This is a genomic window from Cellulosimicrobium protaetiae (assembly GCF_009708005.2).
Classification (GTDB): domain Bacteria; phylum Actinomycetota; class Actinomycetes; order Actinomycetales; family Cellulomonadaceae; genus Cellulosimicrobium; species Cellulosimicrobium protaetiae.
Genome location: NZ_CP052757.1, coordinates 2,106,904 through 2,124,044 on the forward strand (window position 1 = coordinate 2,106,904; position 17,141 = coordinate 2,124,044).

Genomic DNA, 17,141 nt, shown 5'->3' on the forward strand with positions numbered 1-17,141 from the left:
CGTGCGATGACCTCGTCCGCCCCTACCCCGGACGCCCTGCCCCGCGGCGGGTGGCCCGGCGCCGAGACGCCCGGTGACGCGCCCTGGTGGACGCGCTCGGTCGTGTACCAGGTGTACCCGCGTTCCTTCCAGGACACCGACGGCGACGGCGTCGGCGACCTCCCCGGGGTCACCCGGCGCCTCGACCACCTGGAGCGGCTGGGGGTGGACGTCGTGTGGCTGTCCCCGGTGTACCGCTCGCCGCAGGCGGACAACGGGTACGACATCAGCGACTACGAGGACGTCGACCCGCTGTTCGGGTCGCTCGCGGACCTCGACGCGCTGATCGAGGGTCTGCACGCGCGGGGGATGAAGCTCGTCATGGACCTCGTTGTCAACCACACGAGCGACGAGCACCCGTGGTTCGTCCAGTCGCGGTCGTCCGCCGAGAGCCCGCGACGCGACTGGTACTGGTGGCGCCCCGCGCGCGCCGGCATGGAGCCCGGGGCGCCGGGCGCCGAGCCGACCAACTGGCGGTCCTTCTTCGGTGGGAGCGCGTGGCGGTTCGACGAGGCGTCGGGGGAGTACTACCTGCACCTGTTCGACACCAAGCAGCCGGACCTCAACTGGGAGAACCCGGAGGTCCGCCAGGCGGTCTACGCCATGATGCGGCGGTGGCTGGACCGTGGTGTCGACGGGTTCCGCATGGACGTCATCAACCTGATCTCCAAGGACGTCGGCCCCGACGGCTCGCTGCCCGACGGCGAGGTGCACTGGGGGACGTACGGCGACGGGAGCCCGCACTACACGGACGGGCCGCGCGTCCACGAGTTCCTCGCCGAGATGCACCGCGAGGTGTTCGCGCCCTTCCTCGCGCAGGGCCGCGAGATCCTCACGGTGGGGGAGACGCCGGGCGTGACCGTCGAGCACGGCGTCCGGTACACCGACCCCGACCGCCGCGAGGTCGACATGGTGTTCCAGTTCGAGCACATGGGCATCGACCACGGGGCGACGCGCTACGACCCGGTCCGGTGGGACCTCGCCGACCTCAAGGCGACCCTCGGCCGGTGGCAGGCGGGCCTCGCCGACCGCGGCTGGAACGCCCTGTACTGGGACAACCACGACCAGCCGCGCGTCGTCTCGCGCTTCGGCGACGACTCCCCCGCGCACCGCGTGGCCTCGGCCAAGGCGCTCGCGCTCCTGCTGCACCTGCACCGCGGCACGCCGTACGTCTACCAGGGCGAGGAGCTCGGCATGACGAACGCGCCGTTCACCCGCGTCGAGCAGTACCAGGACGTCGAGTCGCTCGGGTACTTCCGCGAGCTCACCGGCCGCACGGGTGGCCCGCGACTGCGCACCGACGGCGAGATGCTCGCCGTGCTCGCGCACGCGAGCCGTGACCACGCCCGCACGCCCGTGCAGTGGGACGCGACCGTGAACGCCGGGTTCACGGCCGGGACGCCGTGGCTCGAGGTCAACCCCAACCACACCACGATCAACGCGGAGGCCGCGTGGGCCGACGAGGACTCGGTGCTGCACTTCTACCGCCGGCTCGTCTCCCTGCGCCGCGACGAGCCGGTCGTCGCGCTCGGCGACTTCCGCATGCTCCTCCCCGACCACGAGGCTCTCTACGCGTTCACGCGCGGTCTCGACACGACGGGCTCCGGCGGTGGGTCCGTCCACGACGAGCTGCTCGTCGTGGTCAACGTGAGCGGCACCCCGCAGGAGGTCCCCGCCGGGGTGATCGCGGGGTGGGAGGAGGCCGTGGTGCTCGTCTCCACGCACCCGTCAAGGGACGACGACGAGGGCCGACCGGGCGCCGTCGGGCACCTCCTGCCTTGGGAGGGGTGGGTGCTCCGCCGCGCGCGTGAGCACGCCCCGCGTCCCAGTGCGTGAGACGGGCGCCTCGACACGTGACATCCCCGAAACATGGGCGTACAGTCCCATGCCGTGCAGACGATTCTCCTTGTAGTACTTCCTGAGCGCGCCGGCTGAGGCCACGCCACCAGGCTTCGTCAGCGCGCTCACCCCTCGTTCAGCCCGGCATCCCGGGTTCGAGGGGTTTTTTGTTGCCACCACAACGCCAGACAGAAGCGCGGACGGCCCCACCACGGCCCCGCGAGCGCCGCACCCGCGAGACCCGCGACGACCGGCCCCGCACACCGCGACCAGCACGACCGCACCACCACGGTCGGCTCCGGCACCCGGCGGAGCGCCCCCAGGGGCGCCCGCCGGGCCGAGGCCACGACACGCAGGAGACACCATGGCCCAGGGTCCCACCCCGGCACCTCCGCGACCGGGGGCCCCGACGCCCGCGGCGCCGGCGCCGAAGCCCGCCCCGACACCCGCGTCGGTCGCCCCGCGCGGCGACGTCCGGCGCGCAGCCACGGCCCGCCCGGCCGGCGCAGGCGCCTCGCCCGGCGAGGAGATGACCGGCGCGCAGTCGATCGTCCGCTCGCTCGAGGAGGCCGGCGCCGAGGTCGTCTTCGGCATCCCGGGCGGCGCGATCCTCCCGACGTACGACCCGCTCATGGACTCCCAGCGGCTGCGGCACATCCTCGTGCGGCACGAGCAGGGCGGCGGCCACGCGGCGCAGGGCTACGCCCACGCGACCGGCCGGGTCGGCGTCACGATGGCCACCTCGGGCCCGGGCGCGACGAACCTCGTCACCCCCATCGCCGACGCGAACATGGACTCGATCCCGCTCGTCGCGATCACGGGCCAGGTCGGTGCGGCGTCGATCGGCACGGACGCCTTCCAGGAGGCGGACATCGTCGGCATCACGCTGCCGATCACCAAGCACAACTTCCTCGTCACCGACCCCGACGACATCCCGCGCACCATCGCGGAGGCGTTCCACATCGCGTCGACAGGGCGCCCCGGTCCCGTGCTCGTGGACATCGCGAAGTCGGCGATGCAGTCCCGCACGACGTTCTCTTGGCCGCAGGACGTGCAGCTCCCGGGCTACCACCCGGTGACGAAGCCGCACAGCAAGCAGATCAAGGAGGCCGCGCGCCTGCTCGCGTCGGCCCGCCGGCCCGTGCTGTACGTGGGCGGCGGCGTGGTCCGCGCGAACGCGTCGGCCGAGCTGCGCCGCCTCGTCGACCTGTCCGGCGCACCGGTCGTGACGACGCTCATGGCACGCGGCGCCGTGCCCGACACGCACCCGCAGAACCTCGGCATGCCGGGCATGCACGGCACCGTCCCGGCGGTGGCCGCGCTGCAGAAGGCCGACCTCGTCGTGTCCCTCGGCGCGCGCTTCGACGACCGCGTCACGGGCGCGCTGTCCAGCTTCGCGCCGCACGCGCAGGTCGTGCACGCGGACATCGACCCCGCGGAGATCGGCAAGAACCGCGACGTCGACGTGCCGATCGTCGGCGACCTCAAGGAGGTCATCGCCGACCTGCTGCCCGAGCTCGAGCGTGAGCACGAGGCCAAGGGCAAGCCGGACGTCGAGGCGTGGTGGCGCCAGATCGACGACTGGCGCGAGACCTACCCGCTCGGCTACTCCGAGCCGGACGACGGCCACCTCGCCCCGCAGCACGTCATCTCCCGCCTCGGCGAGATCTCCGGTCCCGAGTCGATCTACGTCGCGGGCGTCGGCCAGCACCAGATGTGGGCGGCGCAGTTCATCCGCTACGAGCACCCGCGCACCTGGATCAACTCCGGCGGGCTCGGCACCATGGGCTTCTCGATCCCCGCGGCCATGGGTGCGAAGGTCGGGCGCCCCGACACCACGGTGTGGGCGATCGACGGCGACGGCTGCTTCCAGATGACCAACCAGGAGCTCGCGACCTGCACGATCAACGAGATCCCCATCAAGGTGGCGCTGATCAACAACAGCTCGCTCGGCATGGTGCGCCAGTGGCAGACCCTGTTCTACGACAAGCGCTACTCGAACACCGACCTGCACACGGGCCACGGCACGGCGCGCGTCCCCGACTTCGTCAAGCTCGCCGACGCCTACGGCTGCGAGGGCATCCGCGTCGAGTCGATGGGCGAGGTGGACGCGGCGATCAAGCGCGCGATGGAGATCGACGACCGCCCCGTGGTCATCGACTTCAACGTCTCCCGCGACGCGATGGTGTGGCCGATGGTCCCCGCCGGCGTGAGCAACGACGACATCCAGTACGCGCGTGGCATCTCGCCCGCGTGGGACCGTGAAGACTGAGGAGCGCGCAGCCATGTCCCGCCACACCCTCTCCGTGCTCGTCGAGAACAAGCCCGGCGTGCTCACGCGCGTCGCGGGCCTGTTCGCCCGTCGCGCGTTCAACATCCACTCGCTCGCGGTCGGCCCGACGGAGCACGAGGAGATCTCGCGCATCACCGTCGTCGTCGACGTCGAGGAGCGCCCGCTCGAGCAGGTGACGAAGCAGCTCAACAAGCTCGTCAACGTCATCAAGATCGTCGAGCTCGACGCCGCCGCGTCCGTGCAGCGCGAGCTCCTGCTCGTCAAGGTCCGCGCCGACGGCGCGAACCGCACCGGCGTGCTCGAGGTCGTCAACCTGTTCCGCGCGAAGGTCGTCGACGTCGTGCCCGACGCCGTGACGATCGAGGCTACGGGCACCGGCGAGAAGCTGAACGCCCTGCTCGGGGCGCTCGAGCCCTACGGCGTGCGCGAGATCGTGAAGTCCGGTGCGGTCGCCGTCGGGCGCGGCTCCCGCTCGATCACCGACCGCGCGCTGGAACGCGTGGTCCGCTCCGCCTGACCATCGCCTACCCTCGCACCGAGACCCGCACGGGCGTCGGTGCGCACCCGAGAGCTCGTTCATCACCCAAGACACCGCACCGCAAACGAAGAACCGAGGAGATCCATCGTGGCTGAGCTGTTCTACGACGACGACGCCGACCTGTCCATCATCCAGGCCAAGAAGGTCGCGATCGTCGGCTACGGGAGCCAGGGCCACGCGCACGCCCAGAACCTGCGCGACTCCGGGGTCGAGGTCGTCGTCGCCCTCCGCGAGGGCTCGAAGTCGACCGCCAAGGCGCAGGACGAGGGCTTCGAGGTGAAGTCCGTCGCGGACGCCGCGGCGTGGGCCGACCTGATCATGATCCTCGCGCCGGACCAGCACCAGCGCTCGATCTACAACGACGAGATCAAGCCGAACCTCGCCACGGGCAAGACGCTCGCGTTCGCGCACGGCTTCAACATCCGCTTCGGCTACATCGAGGCGCCCGAGGGCGTCGACGTCATCCTCATCGCGCCGAAGGCCCCGGGTCACACGGTGCGCCGCGAGTTCGTCGCGGGCCGCGGCATCCCCGACATCATCGCCGTCGAGAAGGACGCGTCGGGCCAGGCGTGGGACGTCGCGCTGTCGTACGCGAAGGCGATCGGCGGCACGCGGGCGGGCGTCATCAAGACGACGTTCACGGAGGAGACCGAGACCGACCTGTTCGGCGAGCAGGCCGTCCTGTGCGGTGGCGTGTCGCAGCTCGTCCAGTACGGCTTCGAGACCCTCACCGAGGCCGGCTACCAGCCGGAGATCGCCTACTTCGAGGTGCTGCACGAGCTGAAGCTCATCGTCGACCTCATGTGGGAGGGCGGGATCGCCAAGCAGCGCTGGTCCGTCTCCGACACCGCCGAGTACGGCGACTACGTGTCCGGCCCGCGCGTCATCGACGCGAAGGTCAAGGAGAACATGCAGGGCGTCCTCGCGGACATCCAGTCGGGTGCGTTCGCCAAGCGCTTCATCGACGACCAGGACGCCGGCGCGCCGGAGTTCAAGGAGCTCCGCGAGAAGGCCGCGCAGCACCCGATCGAGAAGGTGGGCAAGGAGCTGCGCTCGCTGTTCGCATGGAAGCAGCAGGACGCCGACTACACCGAGGGCAGCGCCGCACGCTGACGCAGGCAGGGCGACGAAGGAGCCCTTGCCGGAGTCGGCGGGAGGCGTCTGCCCGACCGACTACACCGAGGGCTCTGCGGCTCGCTGACCTGACGCGCGTCGCTCACCTCGAGGAGGGGGCGGCGTCGTGCGCGATCTACCATCCGGCCTCGTGCCTCGGCCTCCCGCCAGGCCCGCCACGATCGCGCAGGACGCCGCCCCCTCCTCGTCCTGTCGGGTCGCCTCGGTCGTGGGTCGGTTCCAGACACGGCCGGCCCGGTGCGTCGACGACCCGGGGAGGTCAGGGGTGGTCGGGCGCGACACGGGCGGGACGAAACGCGGGAGACCGGGCAGATCGCCCGTTGGTGCGCCACGATAAGGGCATGAACCGACAGGCGAACGAGGGGGACTCGGTGACGGACGACGTGGCGCTGGACGAGCGGGCGGCGGAGATCCTCGCCTTCTGGGAGCTGGCCCGGCCGAGCGCAGGGATGGCGCGCGTGGGTGTGGTCACGGGGACCACGGTGGCCGAGACGGTGCCGCCGCCGGCGTGGTCGTTCGGCGACAACCCCGCGCTCGCCGACGGCCTGCTCGAGGCGGTCCTCAGCGGGGAGAAGACCGCGACGTCGTCCGCCCTGTGGGAGTACGAGGAGTCGGGGGAGCCGGTCCCGCAGGTCGGCGAGCTGTCGATCCTGCTCGACGGGGAGGGGCACCCGCGGGCGCTCATCCGCACGACGTCGGTGGACGTCGTCGCGTTCGACGCCGTCGACGCCGACTTCGCGCGGGCCGAGGGCGAGGACGACCGCTCGCTCGCGTCGTGGCGCGCTGAGCACGAGAAGTACTTCAGGCGGGTCCTGGCGCGCGAGTTCGCGCCGGACATGCCGCTCGTGTGCGAGCGGTTCGAGCTGCGCTACCCGCGCTGAGCGGGGTCGAGCGGTGGCCGGCCGTGCCACGTTCGGCCGGCCACCGCTCACGGGGTAGGTGAAGAGGGGCTACCCCGGGACCGGTGGTGCGACGACCGGGTGGTCCGGCCGGCCCGCAGCGGCGAGCAGGAGGTTGCGGACGTCCTGCGCGACGACGGAACGGGCTCCACGCAGGACGGCGAGCTCGGGCACGGCGCTCGCGACGACCGCACCGGTGGGCTGGACCGTGCCGCGCAGGACGGCGGCCGTGGAGTCGGCGAGCTCCGCCCCGAGCGCGACGCCCGTGGGGCCCCCGAGCACGACCGCGTCGGGCTCGAGGATCGCGACGACGGGCTGGAGGACGATCGCGACGCGGCGGGCGAGGTCCTGGACGAGGTCGTGCACCGCGCTCGTGCCGTGGTGCGCGGCGACGGCGGCGACCGCGTCGGCGTACGGTGTCGACTCGGTCACCCCCGGGACGCCCGCACGGGCGGCGATCTCGACGAGGCGGAGGCCCCCGACGAGGTCCTGCACGTTGACGGAGTCGTCGATGTCGGCGGCGGGGACGGTGAGGTAGCCGATCTCGCCGGCGCCGCCTGCCGTGCCGTGGTGGACCCTGCCCTCGAGCCACGCGCCCATGCCGATGCCCTCGCCGAGCCAGAGGAGGGCGAAGCTCTGCTCGTCGCGGCCCGCGTCACGCTCGGCGATCGCGGCGAGGTTCACGTCGTTCTCGACGCGCACGTCGATGCCCAACGCGTCCTCGAGGTGCCCGCGCAGCCCGCGACGGGGCCAGCCCGGCAGCTCGCCGACGAGGGCGATGTCGCCCGTGCGCGGCGCGACGGCGGCCTGGACACCCACGACGGCGGTGGCGACGCGGGCGACGGGGATGCCGGCGGCGGTGCACGCCTCGTCCCGTGCGGTGCGCACGTCGGTGGCGGCGGTGCGGTCGGGGCCGGCCGCGACCGTCGTCTCGCCGAGGATCCGGCCGAGGGCGTCGACGACGCTGGCGCGCACGCCGTCGGGCACGACGTCGAGCGCGAGACCGACGAGGACGTCCGTGCGCGCCGCGTACTGCGTCGCCTGCGGACCGCGGGCGCCCTGGACCGATCCCGTGGGCTCGATGAGCCCGGACTCCTCGAGCCGTGCGACGATCTGCGAGGCGGTCGGCCGCGACACGCCCGTGCTGTCGCCGATCTGGGACCGCGTGAGCGGGCCCGCGTCGAGCAGGAGCTCCAGCGCGGCGCGATCGTTGATCGTGCGCAGGAGCCCGGGGGTGCCGGGGATCCTCGACGAGGTGGGCGCGGTCATGGCGGTCCTTCGGAGCGATTTTAGGAAAGTTTCCTAATAGTGCACGGATGTCGGCCCTGACGCAAGTCATGTCCGTGCGCTACCCGGGATCGGTGCGCCTCGCGCGGCGCCCGTCGCCACGGCCCTCGCGGGCTGTCGCGCGACGCGTCCGAGACGTGAGACCGCCGTCCCGAGGGGTGGCCGGGCGGCGTAGGCTCGCCGCATGACGCGCACCATTGATCTGGCAGTCGTGGCCGGGGACGGCATCGGGACCGAGGTCGTCGAGCAGGGGCTCGCCGTGCTCGAGGCCGCCGTGGCCGGCTCGGACGTGAAGGTCTCCACGACGCCGTTCGACCTGGGTGCGCGGCGCTGGCACGCCACGGGGGAGACGCTCACCGACGCGGACCTCGACGCGATCCGTGGTCACGACGCGATCCTCCTGGGCGCGATCGGCGACCCGAGCGTCCCGTCGGGCGTGCTGGAGCGCGGCCTGCTGCTCAAGCTGCGCTTCGCGCTGGACCACTACGTGAACCTCCGCCCCGGCAAGCTCTACCCGGGCGTCACGTCGCCCCTGGCCGACCCGGGCGAGATCGACTTCGTCGTGGTCCGCGAGGGCACCGAGGGTCCGTACGTCGGCAACGGCGGCTCGCTGCGCACCGGCACGCCGCACGAGATCGCGACCGAGGTCTCCCTCAACACGGCGTTCGGCGTCGAGCGCGTCGTGCGCGACGCGTTCGCCCGCGCCCAGGCGCGCCCGCGCAAGCACCTGACGCTGGTGCACAAGCACAACGTGCTGGTCCACGCGGGCCACCTGTGGCGCCGCACGGTCGAGGCCGTCAACGCCGAGTTCCCCGACGTCACGACCGACTACCTGCACGTCGACGCGGCGACCATCTTCCTCACGACGAAGCCGTCGCGGTTCGACGTCATCGTCACGGACAACCTGTTCGGGGACATCCTCACGGACCAGGCCGCCGCGATCACGGGCGGGATCGGCCTCGCCGCGTCCGCGAACATCAACCCCGACCGTACGGCGCCGTCGATGTTCGAGCCGGTGCACGGCTCGGCGCCGGACATCGCCGGGCAGGGCAAGGCCGACCCGACGGCGACCGTCCTGTCGGTCGCACTCCTCCTCGACCACCTGGGCCTCGGCGACGAGGCGAAGCGCGTCGAGGCGACCGTCGCGGCCGACCTCGCCGAGCGGGGGAGCCGAGTACGCTCGACGGCCGAGGTGGGCCGCGAGCTCGCCGCTCGCGTCGCCGGCTGACACCTTGACCCGGGTCCCGCACGGACCCGGCACCGGTTCGCCCGCAGTCCCCGCACCTCGGTCGTCATCGCCCCAGGACCGGATCCCTCCCGTTCTGACCCGGTGACGCCCCTGCCGTCGTCGCACCCTCGCGCGGATCGCCGCACGAGTCGTACGGTCGTGGAAAACTAGGCGGAGACCACCCGGGTCGCCAGGTGAAAGGCCTCATGATGAGCACCCTCGCAGCGCAGCACCAGCCGTCCTCCTCGGAGGAGGACCTCATCGCCCTGTTCGACGTCCGCCCGACGGACGCACCGACGCCGCCCGCCGAGCGCGAGGCCGCGATCGCGGCCCCGAAGTTCGGCACGGTCTTCACCGACCACATGGCGCGGATCAGCTGGAACTCGACCGACGGGTGGGTCGACCGCCGCATCGAGAAGTACGGCCCCCTCCTGCTGGACCCGGCGACCGCCGTCCTGCACTACGCGCAGGAGATCTTCGAGGGCATGAAGGCGTACCGCCACGCCGACGGGTCGGTGTGGACGTTCCGCCCGGAGGCGAACGCCGCCCGTTTCGCCCGCTCGGCGCACCGCCTCGCGCTGCCGGCGCTGTCGGTCGACGACTTCGTCGGCTCGATCACCGCGCTCGTGCGCACCGACGTGGACTGGGTCCCGTCGGGCGAGGAGGCCAGCCTGTACCTGCGTCCGTTCATGTACGCCTCGGAGGCGTTCCTCGGCGTGCGCCCGTCGCTCGAGGCCGAGTACCTGGTCATCGCCTCGCCGGTCGGGCCCTACTTCTCGGGCGGCGTGAAGCCCGTGTCGATCTGGGTCGACCGCGAGTACAGCCGCGCCGGCGCCGGGGGCACCGGGGACGCGAAGTGTGGCGGCAACTACGCCTCGAGCCTCCTGCCGCAGGTGGTCGCGCAGCAGCACGGGTGCGAGCAGGTGTGCTTCCTCGACTCCGGGACGCGCACGTTCCTCGAGGAGCTCGGCGGCATGAACGTGTTCGTCGTCAAGGCGGACGGCTCGGTCGAGACGCCGGAGCTCAGCGGCTCGATCCTCGAGGGCGTCACGCGCTCGTCGATCATCCGCCTCCTCACCGACCGCGGGCACGACGTGGTCGAGCGCCGCATCCCGCTCACCGAGCTGCTCGCCGGGATCCGGGACGGCTCGGTCACCGAGGTGTTCGCGTGCGGCACGGCGGCCGTGATCACACCGATCGGGCGCCTCGCCGGGTCGGACTTCGACCACACGATCGGCACCGGGGAGGCGGGCTCGCTCACCATGACGATCCGTACCGAGCTCACCGACATCCAGACCGGTCGTGCCGCGGACCGGCACGGCTGGCTGCGCCGTCTCGCCTGAGCCGGACTCCGCACCTGGTACGACGACGGGGCGCACTCCTGGAGGAGGGCGCCCCGTCGTCGTGGGTCGGCCGTGATGGCGTCGCCGAGGGTCAGACGGTCGCCGGCCGGACGACGATCGTGCGCCCGGCGACGCCGGCGAGCAGCGACCAGACGGCGATCCCGATGAGCAGGTTGATGAGCCCGGACAGGGCCGCCGCCGTGACGTCGCTCGACCAGGCGAACGGGAGCACCGTGATCACGACCGTGACGAGCGCCATGATCCAGCCGAAGAACGCGCGCGGCCGGGGCGTGCTGAGGATCAGCAGGTGCAGGACGCCCGCGGCGAGGACGGCGAGGATCGCGCCGTCGATCGCCCACGCGGCCTGACGCGACTCCGTGCCGAACAGGTCGGGCGGGGGCACGAGCGTGATCGCGAAGATCCGCTCGAAGATGATCACGCCGAGCAGCCCGATGAGCGCGGCGACGAGCGCGGTCGCGGCCGCGCCCGCCCAGAAGCGGCCGGCCTCGACGGCGAGGCGCGGGTCGGAGGGGTTGACGGGCGGTCGCGGCTCGGGGAACCCGCCCTGCGGGTCGGTGGGTGGGATCGCGGGCGGTGGGGACTGCTGCGGCACGGGCGGCTGCCCGTAGCGGCGCGTCGGGGGGTTCTGCGGGTCGTACCCGCCCGGGGTCGGGTCGCTCATCGTCACTCCTCGGTCGGTCGCCGACGCGCCCGAGGGCGGCGGCTCAGTGGATGGACGCTCGTGTCCATCCTCGCGGAACCTGTGGCACCATGTGCCCTGTGACACACCTCGTCTCCCAGCTCATTATCGAGTAGCGCGCCCGGTAGCACTCACCGGACGCGCAGACCTCCCGCACCCTCGGGGGGTTTTTTTGTTGCTGGGCACCACCCCCGCCCGGCGGCACGGATGCCGGGCCTCCCGCCTCACGAGGGCCCCGCCCGGCGTCCTGGGAGACGGACCAGAGGGACGGACGCTGCGGCGTCCGCGACACGACGAACGGCAGGAAGAGGCACCATGACCTCGGCGACGACCCCCATGACCGGCACCCACCAGCCACGGGTCTTCCACGTCTACGACACGACCCTGCGCGACGGCGCGCAGCAGGAGGGCATGAACCTCTCCGTCGCCGACAAGCTCGCGATCGCGCCGCTCCTCGACGAGCTCGGTGTCGGGTTCATCGAGGGGGGATGGCCGGGCGCCGTGCCGAAGGACACCGAGTTCTTCCGTCGCGCCGCCAAGGAGCTCGACCTCCGGCACGCCGTCCTGGCCGCGTTCGGTTCGACGCGCAAGGCGGGCCTGCGGGCCTGGGACGACCTGCAGGTGCGGGCGCTCGTGGACTCGGAGGCGCCGGTCGTGACGCTCGTCGCCAAGTCGGACGTCCGGCACGTCGAGCGTGCGCTGCGCACGACGCCGGACGAGGGCCTGGCCATGATCGCCGACACGGTGTCGTTCCTGGTCGGCGAGGGCCGCCGGGTCGTGGTCGACGCGGAGCACTTCTTCGACGGCTACCGGTACGACCCCGCGTTCACCCGCTCCGCGGTGCAGGCCGCGTTCGAGGCGGGGGCCGAGGTCGTGGCCCTGTGCGACACCAACGGCGGGATGCTGCCCACCTGGGTCGTCGAGATCGTCGAGGAGCTGCGCGACGCCGTCGGGCTCCCGCACGGACGCGACGCGCTGCCGGGCGACGCGCTGCTCGGCATGCACGCGCACAACGACTCGGGGTGCGCCGTCGCGAACACGCTCGCCGCCGTCGAGGCGGGCGCGGCCCACGTGCAGGGGACGGTCAACGGGTACGGGGAGCGGACGGGGAACGTCGACCTGCTCACGGTCGTGGCCAACCTCCAGCTCAAGCACGGGCTGCGCACCCTGACGGGGGAGGGGCTGGAGGAGGTCACCCGCATCTCCCACGCGATCAGCGAGATCACCAACATCTCCCCGTACGCGCGCCAGCCGTACGTCGGCGCGAGCGCGTTCGCGCACAAGGCCGGCCTGCACGCGAGCGCGATCAAGGTCGACCCGGACCTCTACCAGCACATCGACCCCACGGCGGTCGGCAACGACATCCGGATGCTCGTCTCCGACATGGCCGGCCGCGCGTCGATCGAGCTCAAGGGCCGCGAGCTCGGGTTCGACCTGTCGGGCCAGGGCGAGCTCCTCACGCGCGTGACGAACCGCGTCAAGGACGACGAGGCCAACGGGTACACGTACGAGGCCGCGGACGCGTCGTTCGAGCTCCTGCTGCGCGAGGAGATGACGGGCGAGCGCCCGCCGTACTTCCGGGTCGAGAGCTGGCGCACGATCGTCGAGCGGGCGGGGTCGCGCGGCACCGAGGCGACGGCGGAGGCGACCGTCAAGCTCCACGCCGGGGGCGAGCGCATCGTCACGACCGGCGAGGGCAACGGGCCCGTCAACGCGCTCGACCACGCGCTCCGGCTCGCGCTCGGCCGCGTCTACCCCGAGATCGACGTGTTCGAGCTCATCGACTTCAAGGTCCGCATCCTCGACACCGAGCAGGGGACGGACGCGATCACGCGCGTGCTCATCGAGACGACCGACGGCTCGACGTCGTGGTCGACGGTCGGCGTCGGGCCGAACCTCATCGAGGCCGCGTGGGAGGCGCTGACCGACTCCGCGATCTACGGACTGATCCACGCGGGCGTCGACCCCCGCTGATCGGGACCCTCGCGCGGCGAGGGAGCCCCGCGGAGCGTCAGCGGGCTTAGGGTGGACGGGTGCGTGGTGAGTACAAGGTTCCCGGTGGCAAGCTCGTGGCGGTCGACGTCGAGGTGGAGGCCGGGCGGCTCGCCCGCGTCGCGGTGAGCGGCGACTTCTTCCTCGAACCGGACGACGCGCTCGAGGACATCGACGGCGCGCTGACCGGCATGCCCGAGACGGCGACCGTGACGCAGCTCGCGAGCGCCGTCCAGGGTGCGCTCGGCGACGACGTCACGATGGTCGGCTTCTCGCCCGAGGCCGTCGCGATCGCGGTGCGTCGCGCGCTCGGGCACGCGACGGGGTGGGACGACCACACGTTCGAGCTGGTCCACGAGGGGCCGGAGAGCCCTGCGATGCACCTGGCGCTCGACCAGGTGCTGACCGAGGAGCTCGACGCGGGTCGCCGCGGGCCGACGCTACGCATCTGGGAGTGGGCGTCGCCGGCCGTGATCATCGGGTCGTTCCAGTCGCTGCGCAACGAGGTCGACGCCGAGGGCGCCGAGCGTCACGGGGTGACGGTCGTGCGTCGTATCTCGGGCGGCGGGGCGATGTTCGTCGAGCCGGGCAACACGATCACGTACTCGCTGTACGTCCCCGCATCGCTCGTCGAGGGGCTGAGCTTCGAGCGGTCGTACGCGTTCCTCGACGACTGGGTGCTCGGCGCGCTCGCCTCCGTCGGCATCGAGGCGACGTACAAGCCCCTCAACGACATCGCGTCGCCCGCGGGCAAGATCGCGGGTGCCGCGCAGAAGCGGCTGCGCGGCGGAGCGGTGCTGCACCACGTGACGATGGCGTACGACATCGACGCCGACAAGATGACCGAGGTGCTGCGCATCGGCCGGGAGAAGCTCTCGGACAAGGGGACGAAGAGCGCGAACAAGCGCGTCGACCCGCTGCGCTCGCAGACGGGCATGTCGCGCGAGGCCGTCATCGGGGCGTTCGAGGACCACTTCCGGTCGCGGTACCGGACGGTCGAGGGCAAGGTCACGCCCGAGGAGCGGGCGAAGGCCGAGGAACTGGCCCGGACGAAGTTCTCCACGCCGGAGTGGACCGCGCGCGTGCCGTGAGCGTGACAGGTCGCGCTCACGCCTGACGACACATCGGGCTCACGCGTGACCGCCAGGGCTCGCCCCCGTTCTCGCGCGCACGACGACTCCTCGGACCAGGGTTCTACCTCGCGCGACGGGGCCACCTCGGCGGCTGCGGCGATTGTTAAGAACGTGCAACATCTGTCGACCCGGCTTCCGTTCGCGCAGCGGTGGCAGTAATCTTCACGCATACGTCCACTGATGGAAGTTAGTTTCAGGCCGCGCCGGACGCCCGTCCGCGCGGGGCCGTCAGGGACACACGACCCGGCCGTTCCCCCGACGGTCGACCAGAAAGGAAGTGTCACGGCATGCAGCGACGCAGCACGGTGGCCGTCACGGGCACCCTCGTCCTCGCGCTCGGCCTGGCCGCGTGCAGCTCCGGTGGTGGGTCAGGCTCCGAGGCGACCGGCGGCGACGACGCCACCGACTTCTCGGGCGAGACCCTCACCGTCTGGATCATGGAGGGCACCAACCCCGACGCCGACGCGTTCTTCGACGAGGTGACGACCGCGTTCAAGGACGAGACGGGCGCCGACCTCCAGATCGAGTTCCAGCCGTGGGCCAGCGCCCACGACAAGTTCACGACCTCCATCGCCGGTGGCACGACGCCGGACGTCGCGGAGGTCGGCACGACCTGGACGGGCGAGTTCGCGGACGTCGGCGCGCTCGCCGACCTCTCCGACCGCATCGCCGAGGCCGGGCTCGAGGACGACCTCGTCCCGGGGCTCGTCGAGTCGGCGACCCTCGACGGCGGGGTCTACGGCATGCCGTGGTACGCGGGCGTGCGCTCGGTCGTCTACCGCGCCGACCTGTTCGAGGCCGCGGGCATCGAGGCGCCGACGTCGTGGGACGAGCTCGTCGCCGCGGCCGAAGCGCTCAAGGCCGCGAACCCCGAGATCATCCCGTTCCCGGTAGCCGGTGACAGCCAGTACGGGGCGATGCCCTTCATCTGGGGCGCCGGCGGCGACCTCGCGGTGCAGGACGGCGACACCTGGACGTCGGAGGTCAGCTCGCCGGAGTCGGTCGAGGGCCTCGAGTTCTACACCGGTCTCGCGACCGAGCACGGCTTCTCGACCGCCGCCGCGACGACGTGGAAGGAGACCGACCTCCTCGCCGCGTTCGAGCAGGGCCAGGTCGGCATGATGATCTCCGGGAGCTGGACGCCGGGCAAGATCCTCGCCGACGTCCCGGACATGGAGGGCAAGGTCGGCGCCTTCCCGATCCCCGGGCAGACCGAGGGCCTGTCCGACTCGTTCCTCGGCGGCTCGCACCTCGGCGTCTTCGAGGCGAGCGAGAAGCAGGACCTCGCCTGGAAGTTCGTCGAGATGATGACGACCGGTGAGTTCGCGGAGGAGTGGGGCCAGCAGTCCGGCTACTTCCCGGGCCAGACCTCGCTCCTGGAGAAGGTCATCGAGGAGGACGACCCGATGGTCGCGCCCTTCGCCCAGCAGATGGTCGAGGCGGGCCGGTCCGTCCCGGTGACGCCGCTCTACGGCCAGATCCAGGGCAAGAAGACGCTCGAGACGATGCTCCAGTCGATCCTCTCGGGCAGCGCCACCGTCCAGGAGGCCGCCGACACCGCGGCCGCCGACATGGACGAGACGTTCGGCTCCTGAGCCGTCCCGCGCCCGGTCGCGGGACGACCCCGCGGCCGGGCGCGGCCCCCGTACGCCCGCCCGAGCACCACGTGACAGGACCTTCCATGGCAGACCTTCGAGCCGCGCCCGACGCGTCGGCGGCCTCGGCCACCCTGGCCGACCGGCCGCCGTCGGGCACCGAGCCGACCGGCACCCGCCGACGCCGCCCCGGCGGTCTCGGCCACCGCTCCCCGCTGCGCCCCTGGCTGCTGCTCGCGCCGGGCCTCGTCGTCCTCGGGGTGCTCCTGCTCTGGCCCCTCGTGCGCGTGGTCCTGCTCTCGCTGCAGGACTACGGGCTGCGGCAGATCGCGAGCGGTGAGTCGAACTGGGTCGGGCTGCAGAACTACGTCGACATCCTCGGCGACAGCTACCTGTGGACCACGGTCCTGCCCAACACGGTCCTGTTCGCGCTCGCGTGCGTCGTGCTCACGGTCGTCCTCGGGACGGCGGTCGCGCTCTTCCTCAACACCCTGGGCGGCTTCTGGCGGGGCGTCGGGGCGACGGCGATCATGGTCGCCTGGGCCGTGCCCGCGATCACGGGCACGTACGTGTGGGTGTGGATCTTCGACCCGCTCAACGGCCTCGTCGCCTCGGTGCTCGAGGGCGTCGGCGCGATCGAGCCCGGCACCGTGAACTGGTTCACCGAACGCCTGTCGTTCTACGCGATCGCGACGCTCAACGTGGTGCACCACGGGTTCCCGTTCGTCGCGATCACGGTCCTCGCGGGGCTCATGACGATCCCGCACGAGCTGCACGAGGCGGCCAAGGTCGACGGCGCGTCGGCATGGCGGCGCTTCTGGGCGATCACCGCCCCGATCCTGCGCCCGGTGTTCGCCGTCGTGACGATCCTGTCGACCATCTGGGACTTCAAGGTCTTCACGCAGATCTACCTCATGCCCGGCGGCAACGGCGGCAACAAGGACGTGTTCAACCTCGGCGTGTGGTCGTACATCGAGTCGTTCGCGCAGGGCAAGTACGGCATGGGCTCGGCCATCGCGGTCCTGCTCACGCTCATCCTGCTCGGCATCACCCTCGTGTACATGCGCACCCTGTTCAAGGAGGAGGAGCTGTGAGCGCCGCCGTCGTCGACACCCGCACCG

13 protein-coding genes are annotated in these 17,141 nt (G+C 72.0%); 11 read left to right on the forward strand and 2 right to left on the reverse strand.

The genetic code is table 11. The features are described from left to right. The first annotated feature begins 6 nt into the window (after positions 1-6). From FIC82_RS08815 to FIC82_RS08835, 5 genes are all read left to right on the forward strand, one after another. A complete protein-coding gene (locus FIC82_RS08815; protein WP_154798302.1) occupies positions 7-1,875 on the forward strand; it encodes a glycoside hydrolase family 13 protein in 1,869 nt (622 codons plus the stop codon). A gap of 367 nt (positions 1,876-2,242) precedes the next feature. Next, positions 2,243-4,150, forward strand: a complete 1,908-nt coding sequence (locus FIC82_RS08820; protein ID WP_154798303.1) for an acetolactate synthase large subunit — start codon at positions 2,243-2,245, stop codon at positions 4,148-4,150. 13 nt (positions 4,151-4,163) lie between these two features. After that, positions 4,164-4,688, forward strand: a complete 525-nt coding sequence (gene ilvN / locus FIC82_RS08825; RefSeq protein WP_154798304.1) for an acetolactate synthase small subunit — start codon at positions 4,164-4,166, stop codon at positions 4,686-4,688. A gap of 108 nt (positions 4,689-4,796) precedes the next feature. Beyond that, positions 4,797-5,822 carry a ketol-acid reductoisomerase gene (ilvC, locus tag FIC82_RS08830; protein WP_168731647.1) on the forward strand — a complete coding sequence of 342 codons (1,026 nt, stop codon included), beginning with the start codon at positions 4,797-4,799 and terminating at the stop codon, positions 5,820-5,822. Positions 5,823-6,184: 362 nt separating this feature from the next. After that, positions 6,185-6,724 (forward strand): ASCH domain-containing protein, encoded by a 540-nt coding sequence (locus FIC82_RS08835; RefSeq protein WP_154798305.1) that lies wholly within the window; start codon positions 6,185-6,187, stop codon positions 6,722-6,724. A gap of 69 nt (positions 6,725-6,793) precedes the next feature. On the opposite strand, the gene FIC82_RS08840 is transcribed toward FIC82_RS08835, so the two are convergent. Further along, on the reverse strand, positions 6,794-8,011 hold the full coding sequence (locus tag FIC82_RS08840) for an ROK family transcriptional regulator (protein WP_154798306.1): 1,218 nt from the start codon (positions 8,009-8,011) through the stop codon (positions 6,794-6,796). 202 nt (positions 8,012-8,213) lie between these two features. Here FIC82_RS08840 and FIC82_RS08845 point away from each other — a divergent pair, with 202 nt between their 5' ends. Both FIC82_RS08845 and FIC82_RS08850 read left to right on the forward strand, forming a co-directional pair. After that, the gene (locus FIC82_RS08845) at positions 8,214-9,257 is read left to right on the forward strand and encodes a 3-isopropylmalate dehydrogenase (protein ID WP_154798307.1); all 1,044 of its coding nucleotides are present in this window, start codon (positions 8,214-8,216) and stop codon (positions 9,255-9,257) included. A 209-nt stretch (positions 9,258-9,466) separates the two neighbouring features. After that, positions 9,467-10,600, forward strand: a complete 1,134-nt coding sequence (locus tag FIC82_RS08850) for a branched-chain amino acid aminotransferase (protein WP_154798308.1) — start codon at positions 9,467-9,469, stop codon at positions 10,598-10,600. A gap of 91 nt (positions 10,601-10,691) precedes the next feature. On the opposite strand, the gene FIC82_RS08855 is transcribed toward FIC82_RS08850, so the two are convergent. After that, on the reverse strand, positions 10,692-11,282 hold the full coding sequence (locus FIC82_RS08855) for a hypothetical protein (protein WP_154798309.1): 591 nt from the start codon (positions 11,280-11,282) through the stop codon (positions 10,692-10,694). Positions 11,283-11,615: 333 nt separating this feature from the next. Here FIC82_RS08855 and cimA point away from each other — a divergent pair, with 333 nt between their 5' ends. The 4 genes from cimA (at position 11,616) to FIC82_RS08875 (ending at position 17,114) form a co-directional block, all read left to right on the forward strand. Further along, positions 11,616-13,274, forward strand: a complete 1,659-nt coding sequence (cimA, locus tag FIC82_RS08860) for a citramalate synthase (RefSeq protein ID WP_154798310.1) — start codon at positions 11,616-11,618, stop codon at positions 13,272-13,274. Between the two features lie 59 nt (positions 13,275-13,333). Then, a complete protein-coding gene (locus FIC82_RS08865) occupies positions 13,334-14,383 on the forward strand; it encodes a lipoate--protein ligase family protein (RefSeq protein WP_168731648.1) in 1,050 nt (349 codons plus the stop codon). 329 nt (positions 14,384-14,712) lie between these two features. Beyond that, positions 14,713-16,020 (forward strand): sugar ABC transporter substrate-binding protein, encoded by a 1,308-nt coding sequence (locus FIC82_RS08870; RefSeq protein WP_154798311.1) that lies wholly within the window; start codon positions 14,713-14,715, stop codon positions 16,018-16,020. Between the two features lie 86 nt (positions 16,021-16,106). After that, entirely contained in the window at positions 16,107-17,114 is a 1,008-nt protein-coding gene (locus FIC82_RS08875; RefSeq protein ID WP_154798312.1) for a carbohydrate ABC transporter permease, read from the forward strand. Positions 17,115-17,141 lie beyond the last annotated feature (27 nt).

Bases quoted from the DNA above. Each gene is read 5' to 3' on its own strand.
- FIC82_RS08815 (WP_154798302.1), top strand. From the start codon at position 7: ATGACCTCGTCCGCCCCTACCCCGGACGCCCTGCCCCGCGGCGGGTGG.
- FIC82_RS08820 (WP_154798303.1), top strand. From the start codon at position 2,243: ATGGCCCAGGGTCCCACCCCGGCACCTCCGCGACCGGGGGCCCCGACG.
- ilvN (WP_154798304.1), top strand. From the start codon at position 4,164: ATGTCCCGCCACACCCTCTCCGTGCTCGTCGAGAACAAGCCCGGCGTG.
- FIC82_RS08835 (WP_154798305.1), top strand. From the start codon at position 6,185: ATGAACCGACAGGCGAACGAGGGGGACTCGGTGACGGACGACGTGGCG.
- FIC82_RS08840 (WP_154798306.1), bottom strand. From the start codon at position 8,011: ATGACCGCGCCCACCTCGTCGAGGATCCCCGGCACCCCCGGGCTCCTG.
- FIC82_RS08845 (WP_154798307.1), top strand. From the start codon at position 8,214: ATGACGCGCACCATTGATCTGGCAGTCGTGGCCGGGGACGGCATCGGG.
- FIC82_RS08850 (WP_154798308.1), top strand. From the start codon at position 9,467: ATGAGCACCCTCGCAGCGCAGCACCAGCCGTCCTCCTCGGAGGAGGAC.
- FIC82_RS08855 (WP_154798309.1), bottom strand. From the start codon at position 11,282: ATGAGCGACCCGACCCCGGGCGGGTACGACCCGCAGAACCCCCCGACG.
- cimA (WP_154798310.1), top strand. From the start codon at position 11,616: ATGACCTCGGCGACGACCCCCATGACCGGCACCCACCAGCCACGGGTC.
- FIC82_RS08870 (WP_154798311.1), top strand. From the start codon at position 14,713: ATGCAGCGACGCAGCACGGTGGCCGTCACGGGCACCCTCGTCCTCGCG.
- FIC82_RS08875 (WP_154798312.1), top strand. From the start codon at position 16,107: ATGGCAGACCTTCGAGCCGCGCCCGACGCGTCGGCGGCCTCGGCCACC.